This is a genomic window from Cytobacillus sp., assembly GCF_964223445.1.
GTDB lineage: Bacteria > Bacillota > Bacilli > Bacillales > Cytobacillaceae > Cytobacillus.
Genome location: NZ_CAXQGS010000136.1, coordinates 49445 through 74391 on the forward strand (window position 1 = coordinate 49445; position 24947 = coordinate 74391).

The window sequence follows — 24947 nt, forward strand, 5'->3', positions numbered from 1 at the left end:
TGAACAACGGTGATAATATGATCATAAAATTTCTTCGCCGCATTCCTAAGTACATTTTATGCAAAGTCAAAGTCCATACCATGATCTAAAATACAGCTCATATCCCCAATACTCATACAGGTAGATGCCCAATCATTAAACGATACACCTTGTGACGATATAAATTCTTCAAGTTCGCCAAGGGTCAGGGAAAAGACATCCATATTATTTGCTGCTGCCAGCATCCCTTTTGCACTGAGTGCTGCGATGATGGAGACCACAATAAAACCATTCATATGATGAATATCCCTTTTTTCAATAGCAGAAATATCCGATTTTACTAAGTATGCTGCCCATAGAAGAAATGTCATCGAAAGAAAAAGGTAAAGCATTCAATCACTCTCCCCTCTGCTTTTTAGGTGCTACTTCTATTTTTATGCTGAAAATGATAAAGTATGGATGGACAAAATGTATTTTATTTTTAAGAAGTGAATGCTAAGAGTTTTAAGGGGGTTCTATTTTGATACAGCGTTTTATAGAAATTGGTGAAGGATACTCTGATATTTATGAATTAATTGAAATCGCCCGGGGAAATAAGCATCGTTTGTCCCACATGGCTGCTTTCCATACGAGCATTGATAATAAAGAAGTGACTTCCCTGGCAGTCATACTGAAGCCGACAGACCCTGGCGGATTTCAGCCTATATATTTATGCCGGGAAGGAATACCGAATCCAAAGGCAGCACCAAATAAACGATATGAATTATTCGCGGATGCTGCGGAAAACCTGAATAAGGAAATTATTCAGCTGACAGTAAAACCATCTGTTATCTTTAATGAAAAGGAATTATATTTTCAGTATTTGATTGGGATCTTAAGGCTTAATCACTATATTGCACCACTGCAATAAAAGATTTTACAAAAAGGCATGAGCTTATGCTCACGCCTTTTTAGATTCCCATCTTATAATCATATTCTTTAGCCTTGTCCGGTTTGGAATTTTCAAATTCCGTTTTAAGGAACGGCTTATAGGATGGCTCCACTTTTTTAACAAAAGAATAGGAATTTATCTTCTCCATAATTGTTTCCGTATCGGCAAGATCACAATATAGCACTACATATTTCAGCCGTTTTGAAACATAATGTACATTTCCAAATCTTCTTAACATTTTCGCCTGTTTTAATGAATAAAGCCATACAATTATTCCTTGCCTTTGACCAAGCATATAGTTTTCCCCTTCAGCGATCGTTTGTTTTATTTAGTCTAGCATAGAAAAATGACAGTTTTCAATGGGAAGGTTCAAACTGTGCATTAATTCAAAACAAAAACCAGCATAAGCTGGTTTTTTTAAGCAGAACACCCACAGCTGCCTCCAGAACCGCAGCCGCCTCCGCAGCTTGATTCAAAGAAGGGATTGCCGGCAGGAACCTTAATATGTTCAGAGACAGAACGCCCTATCAGCATGCTTACCTCATCGAGCAGGTTTTGCAGGCCCGTTTCGGCTCTTCTGAACTCTGCCACATGGGCATCCATATCCATGTCACGCTTTAGCTCCCTTATGGACATCATCACCATTTTGTATTCGGGATGATATTTGCCAAATCGCTGAACTTCTTCATACAGTTCTTTCATTTTGACAAAGTCCTGAATCTTCCTTTGTGTTTCACGGCTGTTCTTTAATTTATATAAACTTTTGCGGTAATGTTCCGCTTCTTCAGATTCTGTAATCATCGCTGCAAGTTCGTCAGCTTTGTCCAAAATAGCCATTCTTTCTAATGTAGCAAGCAAAACAGCTCACCTCCGTTTCTTATTTTATCATGAAACGGTTTAAAGCTAAAGCAAGTAAACTAAGGGATCATTACAATAAACTCTCTTTTTGAAGATGCCTCAGCACTGTTGCCTTTTATGAGCTCCAGTCCAATTCGATGTTTGCCTGATGGAAGTCCTTTTACTATAAAAGCAGCTGAATGGATTTCATCCTTCTTCTTTCCGTTCACATACAGCAGAATTTTCCCCTTTTCTTTGCTGCTTTGTTTCCTAAAGGAAACGTCCTGCACAATGCATTCAACGAAAATGTCTCTTCCTTTCACCTGGTGCCTGACAAAAAAGGGATCTTTGGCTGCGCTTTCCACACCTGAAAGAGGCATAAGCGATGCTGCTTCAACTTCTTTTACTGGAATGGCTTCCATTTTTGTTTCTGGTTCTGGTAAATCTTTCTGACATGCTGCAAGTAAAAAAATAACCAGAGATAAAAAGATGCATTTTTGCCTTTTCATTATTTTACACTCCTTATGATGGCATCCGTAACCATTTCATAAAGATAGTGTTTGCCCCGCAGCTAATTTTTACTCTTTAATTATTATAGCGAAAGCACCTTGCCCACCCTCGAGAAGTCAATGGCTTTAAAAGCTGGACAGAACCAATAAAAAGCTCTCTCGGTTACGAGAAAGCTTCCTAACTGGATTGAGAATTCATAGCCTGAAACATGCTCATCATCATGGAAGCCATTTGCACACCATTAGTAAACTTTTCAACTTGGTGGGGAATCGTTTTTTTGTAATAATGCAGCGCGGCAACTTCAAGAGATTGAATTTCATTTGGATTTCTGCTTAGTGTTCTATACCAATGAGGCTGCTCACGGATAAATTGCTTTAGTTCCTTTTTTTGTTCAAGATACTCGACAATATCTTTTCTCATCTTTTTAACCCCTTAATCCTTTTTAAATGTAAAAGGGCTGCTTGGTTTAGTCACACTTGGCTTTGAGCCTCCCGATGGTTTCTGGCCACCGCCCTGGAATTGGGAAATAACACCCTGTACTGCTGAAAGCGCCTGGCTGAGATTACTGATGTACCCCTGCATTTGATTCGTATCCATTTGCTTAAGAGTCCCCATAATACTGCCCATCCAGTCACTTTTTTTCTCTTCTGGCTTTTGTGCTTCTTCTTTGTTTTCTCTATAGGAATCCCACCTTGAATCTTCTTCCCCAAGCAAATACCAATCCTCATATAATTCCTGCCAGGTTGTATTTCCAGCCCTGACTTCCTTGATGATTCGCGGATTCTGTTTAACAAACTCTTTAAACTTATCGACGGAGGGATGAAGTTTCGTTTTGGTCATGCCATATCACCTCGTTCTGATACAAATGCCTATAATACCATATGACAGTGAATGGAAAAGGTGAATGAAATGCCTGCTCTATTCAGTCATTAAAATAAATTCAAAAATTCTGCCATTAATGATAATATATGAATGCAGAAAGTTATCGAAAGGTGAATTATAATGAATAGAGATCTTATGGAATTATTTGATCAGTGCACCAAGAATGCAACTGAGGAAGAATTAAACGCTTTAGAGTCCCTGCTTTCAGGTTTTCATAAAAGACAGACCGGTCAAAACAGTTCCTATATCGGGGGACTTCTTCATATGGAACGGCAAATAACTGAGGATGAATGCATTCTGACTGTTCCTTTAAGTCAGATAGTTAATAATCCGCTTGGCATTCTCCATGGGGGAATAACCGCAACCATTATTGACTCTGCCATGGGAACACTTGCATCTTCACTGCTACCGGAAGGCTTTGGGGCTGTTACGACACAGTTAAACATTCATTATCTTGCAGTTGGTAAAGGGGAATACGTGACATGCAGAGCGACGATTGATCATAAGGGCACAAAAAGCATGGTATTATCTGCAGATGTACTCCGTTCGGATGGAAGAAAAATTGCACAGGCAACAGGCAGCTTTTTTATCATCGAAAAGAAAAACGTTAATAATTAAAAGCAGGTGGGAAGATGGTCACCGCTATCGTTATACCAATAATCTGCCTTTATTTTTTTTGGCTGACAAAAAAGGAAATGCGTGAGGGTTATGAGAAGTGGGCAAGTTTACAAAATGTTCCTGAAGAGGCCATAATATCGGGTGAAGTCGTCCAAATCAGCGAAAACAGGCAGCGCTATAATTACAGCCGCTATGTTCATGTTCTTGAGCTGACCATCCAAACAAAGAACAGCACGCATTCCAATTTTAAAAAAATCACCCCTTTAATGAAAAATACCATAATCCCTTCTGTGAAAATTGGCGATGCAGTTCACCTATATGGAAATTGGAAAGATGACTTCTTTCATGTCGGCCGTATTCGAAATGCTAGAGCAAAAAAAGAGCCTACTTAGGCTCTTTTTTAATTTCAGGGTTCTCCATCAGCTTTTTTTATAAAGTTTTGCGTATAATGCTTTTTATAAACTCCAACTCCAAGATGGGTAAATTCTTCGTTCAGCAGACTATCCCGATGGCCTTTGCTGTTAAGCCATCCTTCAACGACAGCGGGGGCATCTGTATAATTTGCAGCTATGTTTTCCCCTGCAGCCTCAAATGAGACTCCTTCAGCTTCGAGCCGGTCTGCCAAATCGCCATAAGTTTTAGAAGTATGCGAAAAGTCATTGCTTTCATACATATCTTTACTATGGCCAAAAGCTGCGGCTGCAGTCATATCATCCCATATCAGCGGCTGTAAATGATGTCTGACCCTTATAATATTTGTAAGGTCAAAAATTTGCTTCTCTTTCGCTCTCTCTACATCTTCCTCAAAAGCAGGAGATGGCTGTGGGGGCTCCAACAATTCACCGCGGTAAACCATTTCATACGGACGAAGCTTAATTAAGGCGGCTGCATCCATTACCCTCACACTGGAGAGTGTCCCTGTAAATCTATCTATATTCAGCTGTGCATAATATTCTCCAATCATAACCAAGGGCCTTGTATTGAGGTCATCTTCAGACAATTCGAAACGATATGAGCTATCTTTTACTTTTAAGTTGAAATCTGTTTCAAAAAAGACGGAAGCATATAATTCACCGATGGGCTGTCCTATTTTGAAAGGATAAATGTCTGCATCTTCACCTGTCGCAAACAAACTAACCACTTTATTTTTACTTACCCCAGCCTGAATATACTCAGTGCTGCTTTTATTATAAATCCACCAATCGTAACCATAAAAAGAAGGATCTATTCTGGACGGTGCTCCTAAACTTTCTTTAAGTCCCGCGGCGGATTTTCCCATTAGTGATGCCAGACCTTTTTCAGGAAACCCTGTATTGGAAGATAAACTATTGTCATTGTTATTTATATCCTTAACTGCACCAGGCTGTGTATTTTCCTGATTGACAAGTATTTCCCCATTCTCATTACGTCCAATATCTATGTAAAAGCCCACTGCAAGAAAAATGGAAATTAATATTAAAATTCGAAAAAGTGCCTGCAGAGAACCGTCCCTCCCTTCTCTCTTACAATGTATTTAAAAGTATAACATGCAGGGTGTACTGAGTAATGAAATCTGAATAAAATTCTCTCAATATTTACTATTAATCATACCATTAGGTGTATTGTTTATCTATTCTTTTCACAACATCTTGTATGTAATGTTTTACTTAAAATAAAAAGAACACCCTAATGGTGTCCTCTTAATGATGTGCTTCACTTTCGTGTTTTGAAATATCAGTAAGTGCTTCGCCAGCCTGGTCATCTGTTAAATGACGGACGGCAAAGTCTCCGAGTGATACGATTCCCACAAGCTTGTCACCTTCCACAACAGGAAGCCTGCGAATCTGATGTTCAGCCATCAAGCGTGCTGCTTCCCGAGACTCTGTATCCCTGGTAACGGTTACTAAATGGCTGCTCATAATATCTTCTACTTTGGATGAAGCAGGGTGTTTTTCTGCAACACAGCGGAGAACAATATCCCGGTCAGTAATCATTCCTACTAGCTTTTCGTTATCCACAATCGGGATAGCCCCTACGTTTAATTCTTTCATCTTAACTGCCACTTCATAGACATTGTCCAATAGAGAGCAGCTTTCAACATGGCCGGTCATAATATCACGAATCTTTTCCATTTTTTATCCTCCTTCATTTTTCTCAACAATGAATATGGTCCAATAGTGACCGTGCAAGCCTCCTTGAATATATCCAGCACCAATATGTGTCGCCTTTTTGCTTAGAATATTTTCCCGGTGGACTGAGGAATTCATCCAGGCAGTAAACATTTCATCAGCTGTTTTATAGCCCGCCCCAATGTTCTCCTTTACGGTCAGAAAAGAAATCTGCTGATTCCTTAACATTTCTGTAGGATTTCCATACGTAGGAGAATTATGTGAAACATATTCTAATTTCATCATGTCAAAAGATTTTTTCTTGGCTGCACCATTCAGATGCAAATCTACAGACAATGGTTTTAACCTTAATTCTTTTCGTTTTTGGTTGGCAAGCTCCATAAGCTCATTTTCATTCACATCCATTTTAGGAATCGCTCTTTTCCTTCCATGGCCAGGAATGATAATAATTTCACCTGGAAAAATTAAATCAGGGTTTTCTATCTGGGGGTTGCTATTAATAATATCTTGTAAATCCTGCTGGAATCTTAGGGCAATTTCCCAAAGAGTGTCCTTTTGCTCAACCCTGTAATCTGCTGCAGCGCCCGCAGGATCTGCTGTTAAAAATATAAGAAATAAGAAGATAATGATTGTTTTGAATTTCTGCAATTGACGCTTCCCCTTTCACAGTTTGGCAGCTCTGAATTCTATTTGCTTATCATAAGGCAGCCAGTCCTAAATTAATTCCTTTTCAACTAACGTTCTTTGAGATATGGATGTTTTCTTGCATGAATCCGTTGCATGTTACGCTTTTTTCTACTATTATTAAATTTGAGATAAACTTGTTAAAATTATGCATGGATCGTTCATCTGAACCATGGATTGTTTTCAGGAGGGACAATAATGAAATTTGAAAACACAGGTCTGGAAAATAAAAAAGCAGACTTAACCCGCTTAGATGAAGTAATGCTTTCACACGGCCTTGTCCGTGAAGGGCAATGGGATTATGAAAGAGTTACATATGACCGCAAGTTCGAATTAAAAGAGGGTGTTTTTTACCTTCGTGTATTTGGATATGCTGCTGAAGGTGATGTAGGAGCACATAGAGCAACCATCCAGATTATGACTCCCCTGCTTGGCAAGCATTATTATCCGCATGGGATAGAATACGGTGAAGGTGAAAGCTTCCCAAAATCATTAGTAAGTCAATGCGAGAAAATTCTAAGTGAGATCAAAGCAGAGATTGACCAATTCGCTGAGTAATTTTTGCTTTTTCATTATGATTAATGAATGTATTTTCTGCATGGAAAAGACGCATGTACATCATGCGTCTTTTTACATTAGCTGTATGAGTTCAAAATTCAGTAATCAGTGCTCCGGAAGACTGTTTCCGGCAGGTATAATTTTTTAATTGAGAGATCAACTCTTTTAACTTCCAGTCCGGTTACATGAACAATTTCATCTTTGATTTCTTTCTGAATCTGGAGAGTTTCCTCCAAAATATTTTTTCCCTTTATTAAGTTAATCTTGATCTTCAAATATACTTCAGTATTCCTAAAAGATATGGAGATCGGATCTTTTATTTTCTTAAAGAATGTGAATCTTTTATGATTGAGCGGAATGACGCTTTCTCTTTCCTGCAGACTGGATTCTACGATTGCGGAGATTATATCACTGGCTGCCTGAATCGTCTCGAAGTCAAGATGATCAATATGCATCCTTCTTTCACTTCTTTCTGTACGATTTATTATATTCCGGGCAATAATCTCTCAGTTTCAAACCAATTATTTTTAGTTTTTATAATATTTAATGCATACTATAATCAAAGTGTTACGGTCTTTTGATGGTTAACAACATTGGGAAAGGGGACTTATTTTGTCTGCGATTTTCACAAAACGTTTTTTATTAATATTGATTGCTGTAATTCTTATAACTGTCCTTTTTTATTTCATTTTGCCAGTTTCTGTTCCGCTAATTGTTGCATTTTTTACGGCATTAATCCTGGAGCCAGCTGTGAAACTGCTGCAAAATAAAATAAAAATAAGCCGAAGAGTATCCGTGCTGATTACTTTTCTGGGATTTGTCCTCTTCATTGGATTATCAGGCTACTTTATTACGACAAAAGTGATAACAGAAGCCATTAAACTTGTTGAAAATGCTCCTATGTACATTAATGAAATTACAAAAGCATGGCTCAGGGCAGAAGCGGACTTTTCCAATGCTGCCAAGGACCTTCCTAAAGACCTTGTTGCTGAAATTAGCAACCAGATTCAATCCTTCCTTAATAAAACGAAGAATGACCTTGTCGCATACGTAAATATTGATAGCTTAAAAGCACTTCTGACAAACATCCCGAACTATCTTGTCAGTTTCATCGTATATTTGATTGCCTTATTTTTGTTTTTAATAGATCTTCCGCGATTAAGAAAAGGTTTGTATAATCACCTTACAGAAAGAACTGCAGATAAAGTCAAATTTATGACCTCACGGCTCTCTTATGTCGGATTTGGCTTTTTCAAGGCTCAATTCTTAGTAAGTGTGATTATCTTTATCGTTTCCCTGATTGGATTATTATTCATCAATCCAGAAATGGCATTGATCATGTCAATAATCATTTGGGTTATTGACTTTATCCCTATTATTGGCTCCATTGTCATTCTTGGCCCGTGGGCATTGTTTCATTTATTGACAGGAGATTTAGCTATGGGGACACAATTAGCCATTCTGGCAGCCGTCCTCTTAATCATCCGCAGGACAGTTGAGCCAAAGGTAATGGGCACCCATATAGGGTTATCTCCGCTTGCTACGCTAATAGCGATGTATCTTGGCCTGAAACTCATTGGAATACTGGGCTTCATCATTGGCCCATTACTGGTCATTGCCTTTAATTCCGCAAAAGAAGCAGGACTTATTAAGATGAATTTTAAAATATAAACTTAATGAAAATGCAAAAAAGCGTCCGCCTGGACGCTTTTTCTTTCCTGAATACATCTCAACTGAGTTTCCTTAAAAAAAGTCATAGAAAAAGGATTTTTGCACAGGAATTTTTCTTTCAAGTATTTCTGCATCATTTCTTGGACCTTTTATTGCACCTAGATCATACAACTCTATTGGCCTCTTATAGCCAATTATTATCGCTGAAAGGGCATTGATAGACATATGCAGACCTCGTGCAGGAGGGTTTGTGCATTGGCTTCCTTCTTTCTCTTTAAACACCCTGACACCATCGTCAGCAATTAAGTAGCTTCCATTATTCCATGGTGCATGGTGATCCTCAATATGCAGAAAGACATTTTCACTATTTTCATTGAATGAATATTGGCCGAGACACTTTTCAGCATTGACGATTCTCCCCATAAAGTACGGAAAAACCTCCATTTTTAAATTAGGCTGATTCAGGTAATAAGGAAATGGATCGTGTACCGATGTAATGATCTTTACTTCCTCAACCATCGAATCATGCTGACAGATAAAATTCCATAAATTCACTCTGGCATCCTGATTTAATGCTGCAAATTCTTCGACATCCATTTTATTGTCTTTTACCTTAAATAATATATAGCCCTGTCCTTCACCTGCTTCGTCAAAATACACAGCAATCTGGTAGTCAGAATACACAAAGTTCTCCCACCAATATGAGTCTCTCACAAGCCCGCCTGAATACCTCAGCATATATTCTTTATAAATCTTTTCGATGGTTTTTGTGTGCTGGTTCTTAGTATATCGTTTAATGGTCCCTGAAGATTTTCCTGCCATTACTAAATCTATTCTGTTAATAATTGTTTTCTTATATTCGGTGAATATCTCCCATCCGTATTTCCGATAGAAAGAAATATTAAAAGGATGCAAAAATGAAAATAGCTGATTCTTTTTGTTCATCTCGGCCAAAGCGTGCTTTATCAGTCTGCTTACATACCCTTTTCTTCTGAATTCAGGATATGTTGCCACACCTGCAACACCTCCCATGTCCCATTCAAATCCATTAATATGAACTTTAAGGGGGATGATGTGAAGCTTGGCAGCCAAACTTTCCTCTTCCCAAATACCAAAAATGGAATGACTTTCTAATCGTTCCTTCCGGACTGGAATTTCAGCTTCAGGCACATTGTACTGAAAGGCATACATGGAAAGCTTCATGGCCTCTATATATTCATTCTCTGATAATTTTCTTACCGACACCAAACTCACTCCCAATTATATATCATTATAAATATTCGCCATATACTTAATAAGACCTTTTAAAATAGGGAAGCGGATATTATTTCGAGCATAAAAAATACCGCTAAATAGATAGCGGTATCCTTAACCGATTAAGTACCCAAAATCGCCTTTATAACGGAGGTTGTTTCTCCACCGTGATAGAAAACATACAGCAGCAGATAAACTGCGACACCTGTTATGCCAGTAAAGAACCAGACCACACTGGTAACTGGGCCTAACTTTCTATGGGCAGCCAATTTATTTTTATAGCCTGTATATAATGAGATTATCCCTAACACTGCTCCTACAGTTGCAAGCGTAATATGGAAAATTAAGAAAATTGTATAATAAATTTTTATATCATCAGGGCCCCCAAAAGCAGTATTTCCTATAAAAACTGTTCTGCTGGCATATATGATAAAGAAAATAACAGCAAACACAGCAGCCAAAGTCATTGTTTTTTTATGAGCTTCAAGCTTCTTTTTGCTAATTTGAACCCAGCCAATCGCAACTGTTATTGCACTTAGCACAATAAAAGTCGTGCTGATGGTAGGCAGTATAGGCAATGAGTATTCCATAAATTCTTCCTCTCTCCAATATCGGTTTGAAATTCAATAGCATGTTATTGATTATTACAAAGTTAATTTTAGTAGAGTGCACTGTTTTTTTCAACAAACTGTAAGGGCTTTTAATAAAAGTTCCTTAAATGTTCAATATTTATCAATAAGTAAGCATAGATTTCATTGCTGGTATAAGAAAGAGGCAAACTCATTTTTTTATAAAAAAAACTCCAGCTGCACACTGGAGTTTCCATTTATTTTACTAAATGCGGATTTAACAATGGTTCTTCCTCTGAAGGTGTAATTTCCTGTTCCTTTTTATACCATGCATAGAAGATTTGTGCGAGGATGACGCCATAGACAATTTCCTGAATGATCTTCATAATTACTCCGCCAAGCTGCTGGTCATGTATAAGTGACATTGAGTTAAACATTTCAGGACCGCTGAGGTTCAGGCTTGCCAGTGTCGCAGAAGGGACACATAACTGAAGGGCCTGCGCCCAGGCATTCGGATCAGAATATGTGTTGTACATTGGAGTATCTGCAAATATGATCAGTGCACACGCAGGTGTCAATAAAACACCATTGGCAAAAACATATCCTACCTTTCTCAGGCCGTCAAGGGACTCCATTTCAGGAAGCTCATTAATCGTTGGCCACCACATAAAGATCGCAAGCAGGAATAGAGCAGATGTATACACAGTATGGAGCATCATATCCGTTTTGACCACATCAAAAACATCTGGTATGTGGTACATGGAAAATACTCCATTAAACAGGATTATTGCTACTAAAGGCTTTGTAAAAAGACGGAATACCGGTTTAATAGCTTTATGATTAATCACTGCTCTCCACACCCACTGAGGGATTCCCATAACAACAAGAGGAGGAACAACTAGATACAGTATTGCCATTTGAATCATATGAGCATAAAACATTAAATGACCCATAAGATCAACAGGGGAGCCCTTAATGGCATATAACACTGCCATCGCCACTGTAAAATACACTCCCTGCCTTCTAGTTAAAGGCTCACTACTTTTGAACTTTCCGCGGTACTTTATTGTAATCATATAGTAGCCTGCAAGTATCAATAGTACAAATAAAAAGAAATATGGACTCCAAAGTGCACGAAAACCGAATATTTCTAAAGACATGCTTTCACCTCATTCAATATTGCTCAAACTGCCAAAAACGCATCCTGCCATGAATATTCTGCTTTCCAGATTGACAAGTATCATTATACTCTTTTCAGCCTGCAATCTCAATAATTCAGTAAATGCTTATTAATTGCCAAAGCTGCGTTACATAAAAAGAAAACCGGCCATCAGCCGATTTTCTCTTATACTACCACCAAATAACAGTCAAGAAAGCAATGATTGTGATAAATCCGACTAATGCTCCGGAATATAAGAACAATGCAGGTGCTTCATGACCTTTGTGACTCATATGCATGAAATAATATAATTGAAAGATTACTTGCACGAGAGCAAGAATCAGGATGAATGGAACAATAAACCATCCAGAGAAACCTTCATAACCTGCTGCTACGAACGCAACAATTGTCAGGAAGATCATAAGTGCAAATGTGATAACTTGATGTTTCATCTCTTCTGCACTTTTTTTGCGTCTATATTCAATGTCTACTCTTGGGTTACCTGAGTTTGGTTGTTGATTGGCCATCAGTTTATCCCACCATTCCCATTAAATATACTACAGTGAAGATGAATACCCAAACAACGTCGATGAAGTGCCAGTACAGGCTGGCAACATAGAACTTAGGAGCATTGTAAAGGCTTAATCCCCTCTTGCTGTTGCGGATCATTAAAGTAGTGATCCACAGTAAACCAAATGCAACGTGACCGCCATGGAAGCCGACTAATGTATAGAAAGCTGAACCAAAGGCGCTGCTTGTAAAGCTATGATGAAATTCATGCACATAGTGATTGAACTCGTAAATTTCCAATCCTAGGAATCCAAGTCCAAGCAAAACAGTAATTCCAAGCCATAGCTGCATCTTTTTAAAGTTAAAATTCTTCATATGGTACATAGCGTACACGCTTGTTAACGAGCTTGTTAATAATAGCATCGTCATAATGAATGCCAATGGAATTTCAAACAAGTCCTTCGCTAAAGCCATATCACTGCTAGGTACTTTATCTTTTAAAGCAAGGTATGTTGCGAAGAGGGAGGCGAATAGAACCGTCTCTCCCCCAAGGAAAAACCAGAAACCTAAGAATTTGTTCTTGGCTTCGAGGGTTTGCTTTTCAGGCGACGCCGGCCAAGTTTCATAAGTCATTTTTTGTTCAGCAGCCATTATGCCTTAACCCCCTTATCATTATTATCTTCCAAATCTTCTTTATGAATGTGGTATCCATGATCATCCTTAACAGAACGAACAAACATTGAACCTAAGGTAATAAGCATACCAGCGATTAGAACTGGAATACCCCAGCTGTGCTCCGCACGGTACATTGCACCAAACGCAGCAACAAATAGACCTAAAGAAATTACAAATGGAATGAAAGAGTTATTTGGCATATGGATATCACCAAGCGGTTCAGCAGGTGACATGCCTTGTTTGCCTTCCATCTTTTCAAGCCAATATGCATCAAGACCGCGAACCAGCGGAAGCTGCTTGAAGTTGTAGAATGGAGGCGGTGATGGAATGGCCCATTCTAAAGTACGGCCATCTCCCCAAGGATCATTGCCAACTTTTTCATTTTTAACACTTGTAATGACAATATTAATTAACATAATGATTACTGCAGCTGCCATGAAGAAGGCACCGACAGTACTAACCATATTTGCCGTTTCTAGTCCCTGTCCAGGAAGGAAAGTGAAGATGCGGCGCGGCATTCCCCAAAGCCCCAGGAAATGCTGGATAAAGAATGTCAAATGGAATCCAATAAAGAATAATACGAATGTAATTTTTCCAAGGAACTCGTTTAACATTGTTCCAAACATTTTTGGCCAGTATAGATGTGCACCAGCAAATAGTGCAAACACAACACCGCCGACAATAACATAATGGAAGTGAGCAACTACAAAGTAGCTGTCATGGTACTGATAATCCTGTGCAGCAGATGCAAGCATTACACCGGTTACACCACCAGCTACGAATGAAGGAATAAAGGCAACAGCCCAAAGCATTGGAGTTGTAAACGTTATGCTTCCGCCCCACATTGTAAATAGCCAGTTAAATATCTTAATACCAGTCGGTACTGCAATAGCCATTGTGGCAACGGCAAAAATCGCGTTAGCAATCGGCCCCATACCAGTTGTAAACATATGGTGAGCCCATACCATGAATCCTAAGAATCCAATAAGAACCGTTGCGAATACCATGGAAGAGTATCCGAATAGGCGCTTTCTTGAGAAAATCGAAAATATCTCAGAGAAAATTCCGAAAGCCGGCAATACCAAGATGTAAACTTCCGGGTGACCAAAAATCCAGAAGAAGTGCTCCCAGATAATTGTATTACCGCCCATTGCAGGATCAAAGAAGTTAGATCCAAACATACGGTCGAAAATTAACAGGAACAATCCTACTGTTAAAGCAGGGAATGCAAATAAAATCAAAGCAGATGTAACAAAAGTTGCCCATGTGAACATTGGCATACGCATATATGTCATACCAGGAGCACGCATGTTAATGATGGTAACAAGGAAGTTGATACCCCCGATTAAAGTACCAGCACCTGATATCTGCAGCCCAAGTGCATAGAAGTCGATCCCATGCCCTTCAGAAGCAATTGATAAAGAAGCATAAGAAGTCCAGCCGGCATCAGGAGCTCCGCCTAAGAACCATGATAGGTTCAAGAAAACTCCTCCAAAGAAAAACAGCCAGAATCCTAAAGAATTCAAGAATGGAAATGCTACGTCACGCGCACCGATCTGCAGTGGCATAACTGCATTCATAAAAGCAAAAATTAGTGGCATTGCCGCCAAGAAGATCATCGTTGTACCGTGCATTGTTAATATCTCATTATACAATCCGGCACTTACAAAGTCATTATTTGGTACTGCAAGCTGGATACGGATGAACATGGCTTCTAATCCGCCAAGCAAGAAGAAAAATCCGCCAGCTATAAGATAAAGGATTGCGATTTTTTTATGGTCAACCGTTGTTAAGTAATCCCATAAAACCGCTCCGACACCTTTTTTTTGTGCTAAGGTACTCACAATTTTACCTCCCTTTTCAAAAATCCCCTATTGTTCGGTAACTTTCAAGCCCATTAAGTATTCTGTAAGGGCATCAAGCTGTTCTTCAGTCAATTCGCCATACGTACCTGTCATTTTATTTCCAGGCTTGAATGTCTCTGGATCTCTTAACCAATCCTTAAGATCTTCCTCAGTATGGTCAAGGATACCAGCAATACGGTCACGATCACCGAAGTTCGTCAAGTTAGGAGCTAGACGAGCTGCTTCAGGAGCAGTGTTAGCCGGTGTTACAGCATGACAGCCGATACAGCTGTTGTTGAAGACTTCCTGACCAGCTTGAGCCAGATCTGTCTCTGCCTTTTTAGGTTCTTTAACGTCCTGCATGGCAGTTACCCATTGATCGAATTGATCACGTGGAACCGCTTTAACTTTGAAATCCATTAGAGCGTGGGAAGGACCACAAAGCTCAGCACATTTTCCATAGAAGAAATTATCAGCCTCAGCAGCTTTTTCACCATCAAATTTCAGCCAGAATTTGTTCACGTTGTCAGTGTTCGTATCCAGCTTACCGCCTACAGCTGGGATCCAAAAGGAGTGCTTAACATCTGAAGCAATCAGATTGAAATAAACTTTTTCATCAGTTGGCACAACTAATTCCTGGCCAGTGATAATTTCCTGGTTAGGATATTCGAATTCCCACCAGTATAAGTTTGCACGCACATTAACAACAAGTGCATCTGTTTTGCCTTCTTCATTCTTCTTTTCCATTGGGCTTACATCTGCAAGCTTAAAGGTAGCAGAAACTGTAGGTACAGCAAGAATTAGAAGCAAAAGAATAGGAATAACAGTCCAAATGATTTCCAGTTTGTGGCTTCCTTCAACTTGTTTTGGAATTCTGTCGTCCTTGCGGCGGAATTTAAAAACAACAATAAAGAAGATTACTGTTACGACCGCAATTACTCCTACCATTATTGCAGTACTTAACACCATCAAATCAAATTGTGTTTGCGCCACTTCGCCGGCAGGATTCAGCGTAGATAAATACGGTTTGCCGGAGCAAGCGGAAAGAATGAGCGCCATCATTGCAAACAGAGAAAAAAGACGCCACTTTGCAAGCCTTTTCATAGCTTAATCAAACCCCTCTTTCGTAAAAATTTCATTTTTTGAATTGTTTGATCAAAAAATATGGATAAATCCTCTCTCGTTACTAGCGAAAGAAAGAATTTCCTAACTAAGTTAGATAAGTGTGATGATCACCATAGCTACAAACATGATGGTCAGATATTGCAGGGAGTATACAAACATTAATGTAGCCCATTTTATATCATTGTTAAATTTCCTTGCATATAATCCCGTCAATAACCATCCAATGTTCAAAACTGTGGCAAGGATTAAAAAAGACAATCCAAGCGATGGCATAAGAAATGGCAGCGGCAATAATGCTGCAACCCAAATGTAAATATGCCTTTTGGTAGTTTTAAACCCTTTTACAACTGGAAGCATGGGAACTCCCGCAGCCCGGTATTCTTCCACCCTTCTCATTGCTAAAGCATAAAAATGAGGAGGCTGCCAGATAAAAACGATAGCGAACAGCACCCAAGCCATTGGGTCGAGATTGCCATCGGCAGCTGCCCACCCGATCAGCGGGGGAACCGCTCCTGAAATGCTGCCTACAATCGTATTGGATACAAATCTGCGTTTCGTCCACATTGTATATAAAACAACATAACTGAAAACGCCAATTAATCCAATTGCAGCTGCTGCTGCTGTTGTAAACATTAAAAAGGCCGTACCAAGGCCAATAAGCAGAAAGCTCAAAAGTGCAACCTTGCCCGGGTTTACTTTCCCAGTAACAGTTGGCCTCCCTTTTGTTCTTTCCATTAATGGATCAATGTCGCGGTCAATATAATTATTTAAGCTGCACGAGCCTGCAATAATCAATGAGGAGCCAATGACTGTATAAAGAACCAGATCAAGATTATTGAAAAATCCCTTTCCGGAAAAATGCAGTGCAAGCCAAAGACCGGTGAAGGTTGTAATCAGATTGGAGTTTACAATGCCGATTTTGATAAGGGCAAGGAAATCCTTCCAAACTGTAGTCTCAGGTATATCTTTTTGAAGGCTTCGCTCACTGTCCTCAATAGCAGCATCACTCAAAGCCCGTGAGTTAGACATATCTTTTCCTCCTTTATCTCTTATCGCAGACAATAGCATCTTTGCACTACACTTACTATAAAGCATAAATGCCTGCAAAGCTATGTTCGCGATAAAAAACGAGGGGTAAACCCTTGATGAATAATAATAATCCTAATAGTTTTCTACCATTAATAATGTATTCAAACTGTTTATTATCTAAATGAAACTAAACCATTTCTCTGTATATTAAATCACACTTTAAAACTCTTTTGTGAATTTTTTTAGAATAATTTATGACTAATTTGTGTCAAAAATTAAATCCACTTAAAGAATGGTTGCTTTTTTGAGATAATAAAACTGCTTCAGAAAACTAAGGAAGAAAAAATATACTCACTTTTATGTATTTTGTGATACTTTCCGCGACAGGGGTTTACCATTTTATACCCCCTTTATATTTCTAGCAAACTCCATTACAAGTTTCAACCTTTTTTACTATAATTAACTTTATTAATTTTATTACTGTTGTAAAAAAAGCTTTATTCCTGTACTATCGAAAAAGTAAAATGACGCACATTACTATATGGCTTTTTATAGAATCTTTGATAAGATAGATAACGGACAAATACTTAGTAATTAAATCGTTTTCCCATTGATAGACATAGAATATTTAAAGAAGGTGAAAGGCTTTGCAACGATCTTTAAAATGGTTTGCCGTTCTTACAACTATCGGCATGCTTTTAATTTTGCTCGGCGGTGCCCTGGTAACTAAAACTGAATCCGGAATGGGATGCGGGAAATCCTGGCCGCTTTGCAATGGTGAATTTGTTCCAAGCGACATTACTCCTGAATTGATTATCGAACTGGCGCACAGACTTGTTTCAGGCTCAGTTGGTTTTATGGTCCTGATATTATCGATTTGGACATGGAGAAAATTGGGACATATAAGGGAAACAAAGTTTTTATCACTCACTTCGTTCTTCTTCCTTGTCCTCCAGGCTTTAATCGGAGCGGCCGCAGTAGTGTGGGGGCAATCTGATTTTGTACTTGCCCTTCATTTCGGGATTTCTTTAATATCTTTTGCAGCAGTACTGCTTTTGACTTTGCTTATTTTTGAAGTAGATAAGAAATTCGAGGCCGAGAAGCTCATTATTGATAAAAGAATGAGGAAACATATTATTGGAGTTTCTATATACAGCTATGCCGTAGTATACACTGGCGCGCTTGTGCGCCATGTTAATGCAAGTCTAGTCTGCCGTGACTGGCCGCTTTGCTTTAACGGTTCTTTCGCTCTTCCGGAAAATATGTATGAATGGGTGCAAATGGGCCACCGGGCTGCTGCCGGATTAATTTTCATATGGATCGGTTTCATTACTTTTCTTGCTATTAAGCATTACAAGGAACAGAAAGTCGTTTATTGGGGCTGGATCATTTCATTTATCTTAGTAACGCTTCAGGTTGCTGCTGGTGCATTAGTTGTATTAACCCGACTTAACTTGTATATAGCTCTTGCCCACGCCTTCTTTATTTCCTGCTTATTTGGGCTATTAAGCTATTTTATCCTTCTTTCCTCACGGAGCAGGAAGAATGAGCTTGCTGTTTCAGCTGTCAGGGAAAAAGAGAAAAATGATGAATCTCCTATCCCGACCGTTACTTCCATTCCATAATTGCTTAAAACAAAAGAGCTTCGGCAATCGCCGAAGCTCTTTTGTTTTATTTATCGCAGTCTAACGGGCAGTACCCCCCCCACTTCATGACAGAGTGGAATCAATAATGGAGGATACGTGGGGGAAAAGCCCTCCCATTTGAAGTTTCACTTTATTTTGAGAGCTCCAGCAATAAGTCTCCAGTTTGAATTGCTTCACCGTTCGAGACATAGATGTCTTTAACTGTTCCAGAGAATGGCGCCTGTACAGTTGTTTCCATTTTCATGGCTTCTGTAATCATTAAGTGATCGCCTTTTTCGACTTTTTCACCTTTTTCTGCAAGCACCTTGATTACAGTTCCCGGCATGCTGGCAGCAATATGACTTTCATTATGCGGATCAGCTTTTGCTTTGGAGGCTACAGTTGCTTTAATACTTTCATCTTTTATGCTTACTTCACGAGGCTGGCCATTTAGCTCAAAATACACAATTCTTGTGCCATCAGCCTGAGGCTGGCCAATAGAAACTAATTTTACGATTAACGTTTTACCTGTCTCAATTTCAATTTCCACTTCCTCACCCAGTCTTAAACCATATAGAAATGTTGGGGTGTCAAGAACAGAAATATCACCAAATTGTTCACAGGTCTTAATATAGTCCATAAATACTTTTGGATAAAGTGCATAGGCAATCGCATCAAAGCTTGTAACCTGCCTGCCCAATTCTTTAAAGAGTTTTTCTTTTAAGGCATCAAAGTCCGCATCTTCAAGAAGTTCTCCCGGGCGGACAGTGATTGGCTCCCTGTCTTTCAATATGACCTTTTGCAGTTCTGCCGGGAATCCTCCATATGGCTGTCCTAAGTAGCCTTCAAACAATTCTACAACTGAGTCAGGAAAATCCATAGATTTGCCTTTATTCAAAACATCCTGCTCTGTCAGCTGATTCTGGACCATAAATAACGCCATATCACCAACTACCTTGGAAGAAGGTGTAACTTTAACAATATCACCAAACATTTGATTCACACGGGAATACATGTCCTTAACTTCATCCCACTTCTCTCCAAGGCCAACAGCTTTAGCCTGCTGCTGAAGATTACTGTATTGTCCGCCAGGCATCTCATGCTGATAGACTTCTGAATGAGGAGCCTTCATACCGCTTTCGAAGTCCTGGTAGTATTTGCGCACATCTTCCCAATAGTATGATAACTGCTCAAGCGCCTGAATATTAATTTTTGGCTGTCTTTCATTCCCCTGGAGTGCGTAATATAAAGAATTAGCACTTGGCTGGGATGTTAAGCCTGCCATTGTGCTTAGGGCCGTATCCACAATATCCACCCCTGCTTCAATAGCCTTTGCATATGTGAAAATTCCATTTCCGCTCGTATCATGAGTATGAAGATGAATCGGAATGTCAACAGTCTCTTTCAATTCAGAAATAAGGGTGTAGGCTGATTGCGGCTTTAATAAACCAGCCATATCTTTGATTGCCAGTATATGGGCTCCCTGATTCTCTAACTCTTTTGCCAGGTCTTTATAGTATTTAAGATTGTACTTTGTTCTGGCAGGATCCAAAATATCACCTGTATAGCACATGGAAGCTTCTGCAATTTTTCCTGTCTGGCGGACAGCATCAATTGCAACTTCCATCCCTTTAACCCAGTTAAGGCTATCGAAAATCCGGAAGACATCAATGCCAGCATAGGCTGATTTTTCAACAAACTCTCTTATTACATTATCCGGATAGTTTTTATATCCCACTGCATTTGAAGCACGAAGAAGCATCTGAAATAAAACATTTGGCATTTTTTCGCGCAATGTCAGCAGCCTTTCCCAAGGATCTTCTTTCAGGAATCTATATGCTACATCAAAAGTTGCACCGCCCCACATTTCAAAGGAAAACATATCAGGAAGCAATTTTGCTGTCGGTTCTGCGATATGCTTCAGGTCATTTGTCCTTACTCTTGTCGCCAGCAATGATTGATGGGCGTCACGGAAGGTTGTATCAGTAATTAAAACTTCTTTTTGCTCTTTAATCCATTTAACTAGTCCTTCAGGACCCTGATTATCTAAAATTTGTTTTGTCCCGTCCTGGTAATCTGTGCTGTATTTTAATTTTGGCACCCGCGGCTCATCAAATACCGGACGTTTTTTCTTTTCAATTCCCGGGAATCCATTAACAGTTACATTCCCGATATAATTAAGCATCTTCGTTCCGCGGTCTTTCCTTTTCGGGAACAGGAATAGTTCAGGAGTTTCATCAATAAATGATGTATCATATTCTCCTCTTAAGAATTTCTCGTGTTTTACTACATTCTCAAGGAAAGGAATATTTGTTTTAATGCCCCTGATACGGAACTCCTGCAGGTTCCTCACCATTTTTGATGCTGCCTGCTGGAAAGTCATAGCGTGTGTTGAGAGTTTAACAAGCAGTGAATCATAATAAGGTGTAATCACTGCCCCCTGGAAACCGTTCCCCGCATCAAGCCGCACACCGAAACCGCCGCCCGATCTGTAAGCCATTAACCGGCCAGTATCAGGCATGAAGTTATTTAAAGGATCTTCTGTTGTAACACGTGATTGAATGGCAAATCCATGAATATGAATATTTTCCTGTTCAGGAACACCCACTTCTTTGCTGTGCAGCGCATATCCTTCAGCTACTAAAATTTGTGTTTGTACAATATCAACTCCTGTTACCATTTCGGTGATCGTATGCTCAACTTGCACGCGCGGATTTACTTCAATGAAATAAAACTGATCACCTGATACCAGAAATTCCACAGTTCCTGCATTAATATAGTCTACATTCTTCATAAGATTGACAGCAGCCTGACATATATCATCTCTTAATTTTTCAGAAAGGGATACGCAAGGTGCTACTTCTACAACCTTTTGGTGACGCCTCTGGACTGAACAATCTCTTTCATATAGGTGGATAATATTTCCTTCATGGTCACCAATGATTTGAACCTCTATATGTTTTGGCCTTTCTATGAATCTTTCAACATAAACTTCATCATTGCCAAAAGCAGCTTTAGCTTCCGACTTTGCACGCTCATATGATTCCTTTACTTCTTCCAGGCTCCTTACGATGCGCATGCCTCTTCCGCCACCGCCAAGTGAAGCTTTTATGATAATCGGGAATCCATGATTTTTGCCAAAGCTAATCACTTCATCCAGACTTTCTGCAGGGCCGTCACTGCCTGGAATAACCGGAATTTCAGCAAGCTGTGCTTGCGTTCTTGCTTTAACTTTATCTCCAAACATGTCCAGATGCTTAGATGCAGGACCGATAAATATGATGCCCTCTTCCTCGCAGCGTTTTGCGAATTCTATATTTTCAGACAGAAATCCGTATCCTGGATGAATGGCATCGACATCACTGCTTTTCGCAATGTCAATAATTCCTTCAATATCAAGATAGGCATCAATCGGTTTTTTTCCCTCTCCTACCAGGTAAGCTTCATCTGCTTTATAGCGGTGATAGGATCCGGAGTCCTCTTTAGAATAGATGGCTACCGTCCGGATATCCAGCTCTGTGCAGGCACGGAACACACGAATGGCAATTTCTCCTCTGTTGGCTACTAATACCTTGTTAATTCTTCGGCTCAATCAAAACACCCCGTCTTTATGTATTTTTTGGCAATATTCTGCCAAATTCAAGTTGAGGCCGGGTGGGTTTCCCGCTAGCCGGCCTATATTACCTTGATTGGCTGCTCCCTGATGGAAGCAATTATGTAATCAGCTTCTGCTGATTGATGTATAAATAAAGCACTGAAAAATTTTCTGTGCTTATTTACGAATGGAAAATGATTTTTCGGAAGCCAGTTCCATGGATTCCGGTTTTGTCTGCTCATCTTTATTTTTGTATTTTTGTTCATAATTCACAAACATTGAGACATTTACTAAAATCCCCATAGCAATCGAAAGCTGAAGCAGAGATGAACCTCCATAGCTGATAAAAGGAAGTGTGACACCAGTCAGCGGCATAACACCGGAAATCCCTGCAAGGTTGATGAATGCCTGAATTCCTATCATCGCGGATATGCCAATAGCCAATAAGCTGCCAAAAGCATCTTTACACTTTAAACTGATAAAGATTCCCCTCAGGACAATATACCCGAGAAGCAATATCACAAAACCTACTCCAAATGCCCCAAGCTCTTCTGCGATTACAGCCATTATGAAGTCTGTATGAGCTTCAGGAAGATAACCAAGCTTTTGTATACTTTCACCAAGGCCCAGCCCTTTTAATCCGCCTGCACCAAGGGCAATATAGGAATTAGAAAGCTGATACCCGAATTCGGAACCAAAAGGATCTCTAAAAGCTTCAACCCTTCCCATTCGATAAGGTGCAAAAATCTTATCTTTTAGAAGAAGGATAAAAGGCGCAGCTAACAATACTCCGAATAGTCCAAGTCTAAATATGTTTTTGAAATTCATGCCTGATGTAAAAATTACGGCAGCAGCTACCAGAAAAATAATCATCGCGGAACCAAAGTCTGGCTGAACTGCAACAAGCAAAGCGGCTAGAATCAGATATGCAAGCGGGGGAAGAACCCCTTTATTAAACTCATTAATATAGGGCTGCTTTTTTGCATAGACAGCTGCTAAATATATGATAACTGAAAGCTTGACAAATTCTGCAGGCTGAAGGCTTCTGCTCCCGATTTCAAACCAGCTCATCGCCCCTCCGGCTACTTTTCCAAAGATAAATAGCGCAATCAGGCCGAATAACGAAATGAACACCATCGGAACAAGAAATTTATTGCTTTGCATAGCTTTGTAAGGAAATAGAGCGACAATAATAAAAACAATTGCTGAGATAATTAAATGCATTTTTTGCTTATTATAAAAAAAGTCGCTTTCCTGACCATATATCTGAACAGCTGTTACCATGCTTGCACTGAAAACCATAATGAGTCCAAAAACAGATAACAGGGCTACTGCAATAATCAGGGTATAATCATATGATTTTAATATTTTTTTAAACATCCAGCCCTCTTCCCTTATCTTCTAAGTTTATTACTTATTCTACTATAGTATTGAATATCCTGCTTTGAAGAAAAGAAAAGTTAATTTAACTGTAACACAGCAAAGAAAAAAATTCTATAATTATGTCATACTAATTTAAAATTAAGTTATACAAATAGGGCTATTCTTTTCTTATAGATATACTATTTCAATTCTTTTAAAAGTTCATCCAGTTATAAAAAAACTCAAACAATCTTTAAAAGATGTTTGAGTTTTTTTTTATTTTTTTACTGAGGCTTCGTGGAGAATGGATAGCTCCCTTTCCAATTCATCTAAAATAGCCTTGCCTTCAGCCTCTTCAATTAATCCAAGACGGACAGCAAAATCTATTTCTCTGGATAAACCAAACATCTGGGTATCAAGAACCTCCTCATATAGAGGACATTGAGGCATAGTAAGGTTATCCATTTGCACCTTAATTAATTTTAATATTTTAGCAGCATCCGCCTTTAATAGAGCATTTGCTTTTTCTTTGTGATCAATAATCATGTCAGAAGCCAACTTTCAATCCCTCCATTTCCGAGCGATTATCCTATCTATAAATTTTATACTTAAGCTTGGAAAAAAGCAAGGATAATAAGGGATTCCGAAGAGAAATGATTCTGGTTTTTCAGCAGAACACCGCTAATATGGCATGTCATCAGCCACACTCCAGGATTCGTCCTGTTCATTAAAATCGCCTTTACCAATTGAACGACTGACAAGCAGTTTAAAAATCTGTATACTTAAACATACATACTTAAAGCATACATAGAACTGCCAGGAGGTTCAAAATGGAGAATATAATTGCCTTTAAAGGAAACGTTAAATACCAAATCACCTTAGATCCAGGAGTCTGGATATTCGATGATCGGAGAATCGATTTAACAACATACTTTAATCAGGAATATATCAGGAAAAATGAACTTGAGGAATATACCAAAGCAGTCTCAAAGCATTGGGATAGAGAAATCATGGAAGGTGCAGTATTTCCTCCAACACTTAAAACAGAAAAGAAATTTGAAAAAGAAAAGGTTCTTACAGGCACATTCGGCATACCTTTTAAACCATTCCTAAAGAATGCAGAACCGAAGGACAATGCAGAAATCGTTATCATCGAAAGCGAAGATGGGGAGGCCCGTTTAACTCTATCTCAAGCCGAGGAATTAATATTGGGGTTTTCACAGGATGGTAAACCTTTAAAAGAAGATGGACCAGTTCATGTCTATTATGGGGATGGAAGCAATCAAAGCTCCCCCATAAAAAGAGTGAAGGCATTTAGAGTGGAATGACCGGAGAGGGCGATTGTGCATCGCCCTTTTTTATTTAAAGATAATAGACCTCCCCGGCATAAAGACTGCAGATTTCGCAGTCTCTTCCAGGCTG

28 protein-coding genes are annotated in these 24947 nt (G+C 39.2%); 7 read left to right on the forward strand and 21 right to left on the reverse strand.

The window, feature by feature from the left end; all coding sequences use genetic code 11:
* Positions 1-56 precede the first annotated feature (56 nt).
* The gene (locus tag ACEQ1T_RS24085) at positions 57-371 is read right to left on the reverse strand and encodes a hypothetical protein (RefSeq protein WP_206836071.1); all 315 of its coding nucleotides are present in this window, start codon (positions 369-371) and stop codon (positions 57-59) included.
* A 128-nt stretch (positions 372-499) separates the two neighbouring features.
* On the opposite strand from ACEQ1T_RS24085, the gene ACEQ1T_RS24090 reads away from it, so the two are divergent.
* The gene (locus ACEQ1T_RS24090) at positions 500-889 is read left to right on the forward strand and encodes a methylthioribose kinase (protein ID WP_370225094.1); all 390 of its coding nucleotides are present in this window, start codon (positions 500-502) and stop codon (positions 887-889) included.
* A 40-nt stretch (positions 890-929) separates the two neighbouring features.
* Here the strand turns inward: ACEQ1T_RS24090 and ACEQ1T_RS24095 are convergent, their stop codons facing one another.
* From ACEQ1T_RS24095 to ACEQ1T_RS24115, 5 genes are all read right to left on the reverse strand, one after another.
* Positions 930-1205, reverse strand: coding sequence for a YlbG family protein (locus ACEQ1T_RS24095; RefSeq protein ID WP_009330926.1), 276 nt, complete (start codon positions 1203-1205; stop codon positions 930-932).
* A gap of 122 nt (positions 1206-1327) precedes the next feature.
* Positions 1328-1768, reverse strand: coding sequence for a YlbF family regulator (locus ACEQ1T_RS24100; protein WP_206836065.1), 441 nt, complete (start codon positions 1766-1768; stop codon positions 1328-1330).
* A 59-nt stretch (positions 1769-1827) separates the two neighbouring features.
* Positions 1828-2256: a hypothetical protein gene (locus tag ACEQ1T_RS24105; RefSeq protein ID WP_206836062.1), complete on the reverse strand. Its 429-nt coding sequence runs from the start codon at positions 2254-2256 to the stop codon at positions 1828-1830.
* A gap of 178 nt (positions 2257-2434) precedes the next feature.
* Positions 2435-2677, reverse strand: a complete 243-nt coding sequence (locus tag ACEQ1T_RS24110; protein ID WP_009330929.1) for a YlbE-like family protein — start codon at positions 2675-2677, stop codon at positions 2435-2437.
* Positions 2678-2689: 12 nt separating this feature from the next.
* On the reverse strand, positions 2690-3097 hold the full coding sequence (locus ACEQ1T_RS24115) for a YlbD family protein (protein ID WP_206836059.1): 408 nt from the start codon (positions 3095-3097) through the stop codon (positions 2690-2692).
* 162 nt (positions 3098-3259) lie between these two features.
* Here ACEQ1T_RS24115 and ACEQ1T_RS24120 point away from each other — a divergent pair, with 162 nt between their 5' ends.
* Positions 3260-3757, forward strand: coding sequence for a PaaI family thioesterase (locus ACEQ1T_RS24120; protein WP_206836057.1), 498 nt, complete (start codon positions 3260-3262; stop codon positions 3755-3757).
* A 14-nt stretch (positions 3758-3771) separates the two neighbouring features.
* On the forward strand, positions 3772-4149 hold the full coding sequence (locus tag ACEQ1T_RS24125) for a hypothetical protein (protein WP_370225096.1): 378 nt from the start codon (positions 3772-3774) through the stop codon (positions 4147-4149).
* A gap of 14 nt (positions 4150-4163) precedes the next feature.
* On the opposite strand, the gene ACEQ1T_RS24130 is transcribed toward ACEQ1T_RS24125, so the two are convergent.
* The 3 genes from ACEQ1T_RS24130 to ACEQ1T_RS24140 form a co-directional block, all read right to left on the reverse strand.
* Positions 4164-5189 (reverse strand): CAP domain-containing protein, encoded by a 1026-nt coding sequence (locus ACEQ1T_RS24130; protein ID WP_370225098.1) that lies wholly within the window; start codon positions 5187-5189, stop codon positions 4164-4166.
* 247 nt (positions 5190-5436) lie between these two features.
* Positions 5437-5868 carry a CBS domain-containing protein gene (locus ACEQ1T_RS24135; RefSeq protein WP_370225100.1) on the reverse strand — a complete coding sequence of 144 codons (432 nt, stop codon included), beginning with the start codon at positions 5866-5868 and terminating at the stop codon, positions 5437-5439.
* A 3-nt stretch (positions 5869-5871) separates the two neighbouring features.
* Complete coding sequence (locus ACEQ1T_RS24140) at positions 5872-6513, reverse strand: CAP domain-containing protein (protein ID WP_370225101.1); 642 nt, start codon at positions 6511-6513, stop codon at positions 5872-5874.
* A 234-nt stretch (positions 6514-6747) separates the two neighbouring features.
* On the opposite strand from ACEQ1T_RS24140, the gene ACEQ1T_RS24145 reads away from it, so the two are divergent.
* Entirely contained in the window at positions 6748-7107 is a 360-nt protein-coding gene (locus ACEQ1T_RS24145) for a YugN family protein (protein ID WP_206836047.1), read from the forward strand.
* Positions 7108-7205: 98 nt separating this feature from the next.
* Here the strand turns inward: ACEQ1T_RS24145 and ACEQ1T_RS24150 are convergent, their stop codons facing one another.
* Complete coding sequence (locus ACEQ1T_RS24150; RefSeq protein WP_244671069.1) at positions 7206-7562, reverse strand: Asp23/Gls24 family envelope stress response protein; 357 nt, start codon at positions 7560-7562, stop codon at positions 7206-7208.
* A 157-nt stretch (positions 7563-7719) separates the two neighbouring features.
* Between ACEQ1T_RS24150 and ytvI the strand changes: the two genes are divergently transcribed.
* Positions 7720-8778 (forward strand): sporulation integral membrane protein YtvI, encoded by a 1059-nt coding sequence (ytvI, locus tag ACEQ1T_RS24155; protein WP_206836046.1) that lies wholly within the window; start codon positions 7720-7722, stop codon positions 8776-8778.
* Between the two features lie 72 nt (positions 8779-8850).
* On the opposite strand, the gene ACEQ1T_RS24160 is transcribed toward ytvI, so the two are convergent.
* The 8 genes from ACEQ1T_RS24160 to cyoE form a co-directional block, all read right to left on the reverse strand.
* Entirely contained in the window at positions 8851-10023 is a 1173-nt protein-coding gene (locus ACEQ1T_RS24160; protein WP_370225102.1) for an enhanced intracellular survival protein Eis, read from the reverse strand.
* A gap of 131 nt (positions 10024-10154) precedes the next feature.
* Positions 10155-10622, reverse strand: a complete 468-nt coding sequence (locus ACEQ1T_RS24165) for a DUF420 domain-containing protein (protein ID WP_206836040.1) — start codon at positions 10620-10622, stop codon at positions 10155-10157.
* A gap of 236 nt (positions 10623-10858) precedes the next feature.
* Entirely contained in the window at positions 10859-11761 is a 903-nt protein-coding gene (ctaG, locus tag ACEQ1T_RS24170) for a cytochrome c oxidase assembly factor CtaG (RefSeq protein WP_370225104.1), read from the reverse strand.
* 190 nt (positions 11762-11951) lie between these two features.
* Positions 11952-12287 carry a cytochrome c oxidase subunit IVB gene (gene ctaF / locus ACEQ1T_RS24175; RefSeq protein WP_206836034.1) on the reverse strand — a complete coding sequence of 112 codons (336 nt, stop codon included), beginning with the start codon at positions 12285-12287 and terminating at the stop codon, positions 11952-11954.
* A 4-nt stretch (positions 12288-12291) separates the two neighbouring features.
* Positions 12292-12921, reverse strand: a complete 630-nt coding sequence (locus ACEQ1T_RS24180; protein ID WP_009330943.1) for a cytochrome (ubi)quinol oxidase subunit III — start codon at positions 12919-12921, stop codon at positions 12292-12294.
* Positions 12921-14789 carry a cytochrome c oxidase subunit I gene (ctaD, locus tag ACEQ1T_RS24185; RefSeq protein WP_370225106.1) on the reverse strand — a complete coding sequence of 623 codons (1869 nt, stop codon included), beginning with the start codon at positions 14787-14789 and terminating at the stop codon, positions 12921-12923. Before ctaD ends, ACEQ1T_RS24180 begins: the two co-directional genes overlap by 1 nt.
* 27 nt (positions 14790-14816) lie before the next feature.
* Positions 14817-15893 carry a cytochrome c oxidase subunit II gene (coxB, locus tag ACEQ1T_RS24190; protein WP_019381689.1) on the reverse strand — a complete coding sequence of 359 codons (1077 nt, stop codon included), beginning with the start codon at positions 15891-15893 and terminating at the stop codon, positions 14817-14819.
* Positions 15894-16004: 111 nt separating this feature from the next.
* Positions 16005-16943 (reverse strand): heme o synthase, encoded by a 939-nt coding sequence (gene cyoE, locus ACEQ1T_RS24195; protein WP_244671068.1) that lies wholly within the window; start codon positions 16941-16943, stop codon positions 16005-16007.
* Between the two features lie 647 nt (positions 16944-17590).
* Here cyoE and ACEQ1T_RS24200 point away from each other — a divergent pair.
* Positions 17591-18568 carry a heme A synthase gene (locus tag ACEQ1T_RS24200; RefSeq protein ID WP_206836032.1) on the forward strand — a complete coding sequence of 326 codons (978 nt, stop codon included), beginning with the start codon at positions 17591-17593 and terminating at the stop codon, positions 18566-18568.
* Positions 18569-18719: 151 nt separating this feature from the next.
* Here ACEQ1T_RS24200 and pyc read toward each other — a convergent pair whose 3' ends face one another.
* From pyc to ACEQ1T_RS24215, 3 genes are all read right to left on the reverse strand, one after another.
* Complete coding sequence (pyc, locus tag ACEQ1T_RS24205) at positions 18720-22160, reverse strand: pyruvate carboxylase (protein ID WP_206836028.1); 3441 nt, start codon at positions 22158-22160, stop codon at positions 18720-18722.
* Between the two features lie 180 nt (positions 22161-22340).
* Positions 22341-23543 carry an FtsW/RodA/SpoVE family cell cycle protein gene (locus ACEQ1T_RS24210; protein ID WP_206836026.1) on the reverse strand — a complete coding sequence of 401 codons (1203 nt, stop codon included), beginning with the start codon at positions 23541-23543 and terminating at the stop codon, positions 22341-22343.
* A gap of 258 nt (positions 23544-23801) precedes the next feature.
* Positions 23802-24083, reverse strand: coding sequence for a YlaN family protein (locus ACEQ1T_RS24215; protein WP_206836024.1), 282 nt, complete (start codon positions 24081-24083; stop codon positions 23802-23804).
* A gap of 272 nt (positions 24084-24355) precedes the next feature.
* Between ACEQ1T_RS24215 and ACEQ1T_RS24220 the strand changes: the two genes are divergently transcribed.
* A complete protein-coding gene (locus ACEQ1T_RS24220) occupies positions 24356-24853 on the forward strand; it encodes a peptidyl-prolyl cis-trans isomerase (protein ID WP_370225108.1) in 498 nt (165 codons plus the stop codon).
* Positions 24854-24947: the final 94 nt, after the last annotated feature.

Bases quoted from the DNA above. Each gene is read 5' to 3' on its own strand.
- ACEQ1T_RS24085 (WP_206836071.1), bottom strand. From the start codon at position 371: ATGCTTTACCTTTTTCTTTCGATGACATTTCTTCTATGGGCAGCATAC.
- ACEQ1T_RS24095 (WP_009330926.1), bottom strand. From the start codon at position 1,205: ATGCTTGGTCAAAGGCAAGGAATAATTGTATGGCTTTATTCATTAAAA.
- ACEQ1T_RS24105 (WP_206836062.1), bottom strand. From the start codon at position 2,256: ATGAAAAGGCAAAAATGCATCTTTTTATCTCTGGTTATTTTTTTACTT.
- ACEQ1T_RS24110 (WP_009330929.1), bottom strand. From the start codon at position 2,677: ATGAGAAAAGATATTGTCGAGTATCTTGAACAAAAAAAGGAACTAAAG.
- ACEQ1T_RS24115 (WP_206836059.1), bottom strand. From the start codon at position 3,097: ATGACCAAAACGAAACTTCATCCCTCCGTCGATAAGTTTAAAGAGTTT.
- ACEQ1T_RS24120 (WP_206836057.1), top strand. From the start codon at position 3,260: ATGAATAGAGATCTTATGGAATTATTTGATCAGTGCACCAAGAATGCA.
- ACEQ1T_RS24125 (WP_370225096.1), top strand. From the start codon at position 3,772: ATGGTCACCGCTATCGTTATACCAATAATCTGCCTTTATTTTTTTTGG.
- ACEQ1T_RS24135 (WP_370225100.1), bottom strand. From the start codon at position 5,868: ATGGAAAAGATTCGTGATATTATGACCGGCCATGTTGAAAGCTGCTCT.
- ACEQ1T_RS24145 (WP_206836047.1), top strand. From the start codon at position 6,748: ATGAAATTTGAAAACACAGGTCTGGAAAATAAAAAAGCAGACTTAACC.
- ACEQ1T_RS24150 (WP_244671069.1), bottom strand. From the start codon at position 7,562: ATGCATATTGATCATCTTGACTTCGAGACGATTCAGGCAGCCAGTGAT.
- ACEQ1T_RS24165 (WP_206836040.1), bottom strand. From the start codon at position 10,622: ATGGAATACTCATTGCCTATACTGCCTACCATCAGCACGACTTTTATT.
- ctaG (WP_370225104.1), bottom strand. From the start codon at position 11,761: ATGTCTTTAGAAATATTCGGTTTTCGTGCACTTTGGAGTCCATATTTC.
- ctaF (WP_206836034.1), bottom strand. From the start codon at position 12,287: ATGGCCAATCAACAACCAAACTCAGGTAACCCAAGAGTAGACATTGAA.
- ACEQ1T_RS24180 (WP_009330943.1), bottom strand. From the start codon at position 12,921: ATGGCTGCTGAACAAAAAATGACTTATGAAACTTGGCCGGCGTCGCCT.
- coxB (WP_019381689.1), bottom strand. From the start codon at position 15,893: ATGAAAAGGCTTGCAAAGTGGCGTCTTTTTTCTCTGTTTGCAATGATG.
- cyoE (WP_244671068.1), bottom strand. From the start codon at position 16,943: ATGTCTAACTCACGGGCTTTGAGTGATGCTGCTATTGAGGACAGTGAG.
- ACEQ1T_RS24210 (WP_206836026.1), bottom strand. From the start codon at position 23,543: ATGTTTAAAAAAATATTAAAATCATATGATTATACCCTGATTATTGCA.
- ACEQ1T_RS24220 (WP_370225108.1), top strand. From the start codon at position 24,356: ATGGAGAATATAATTGCCTTTAAAGGAAACGTTAAATACCAAATCACC.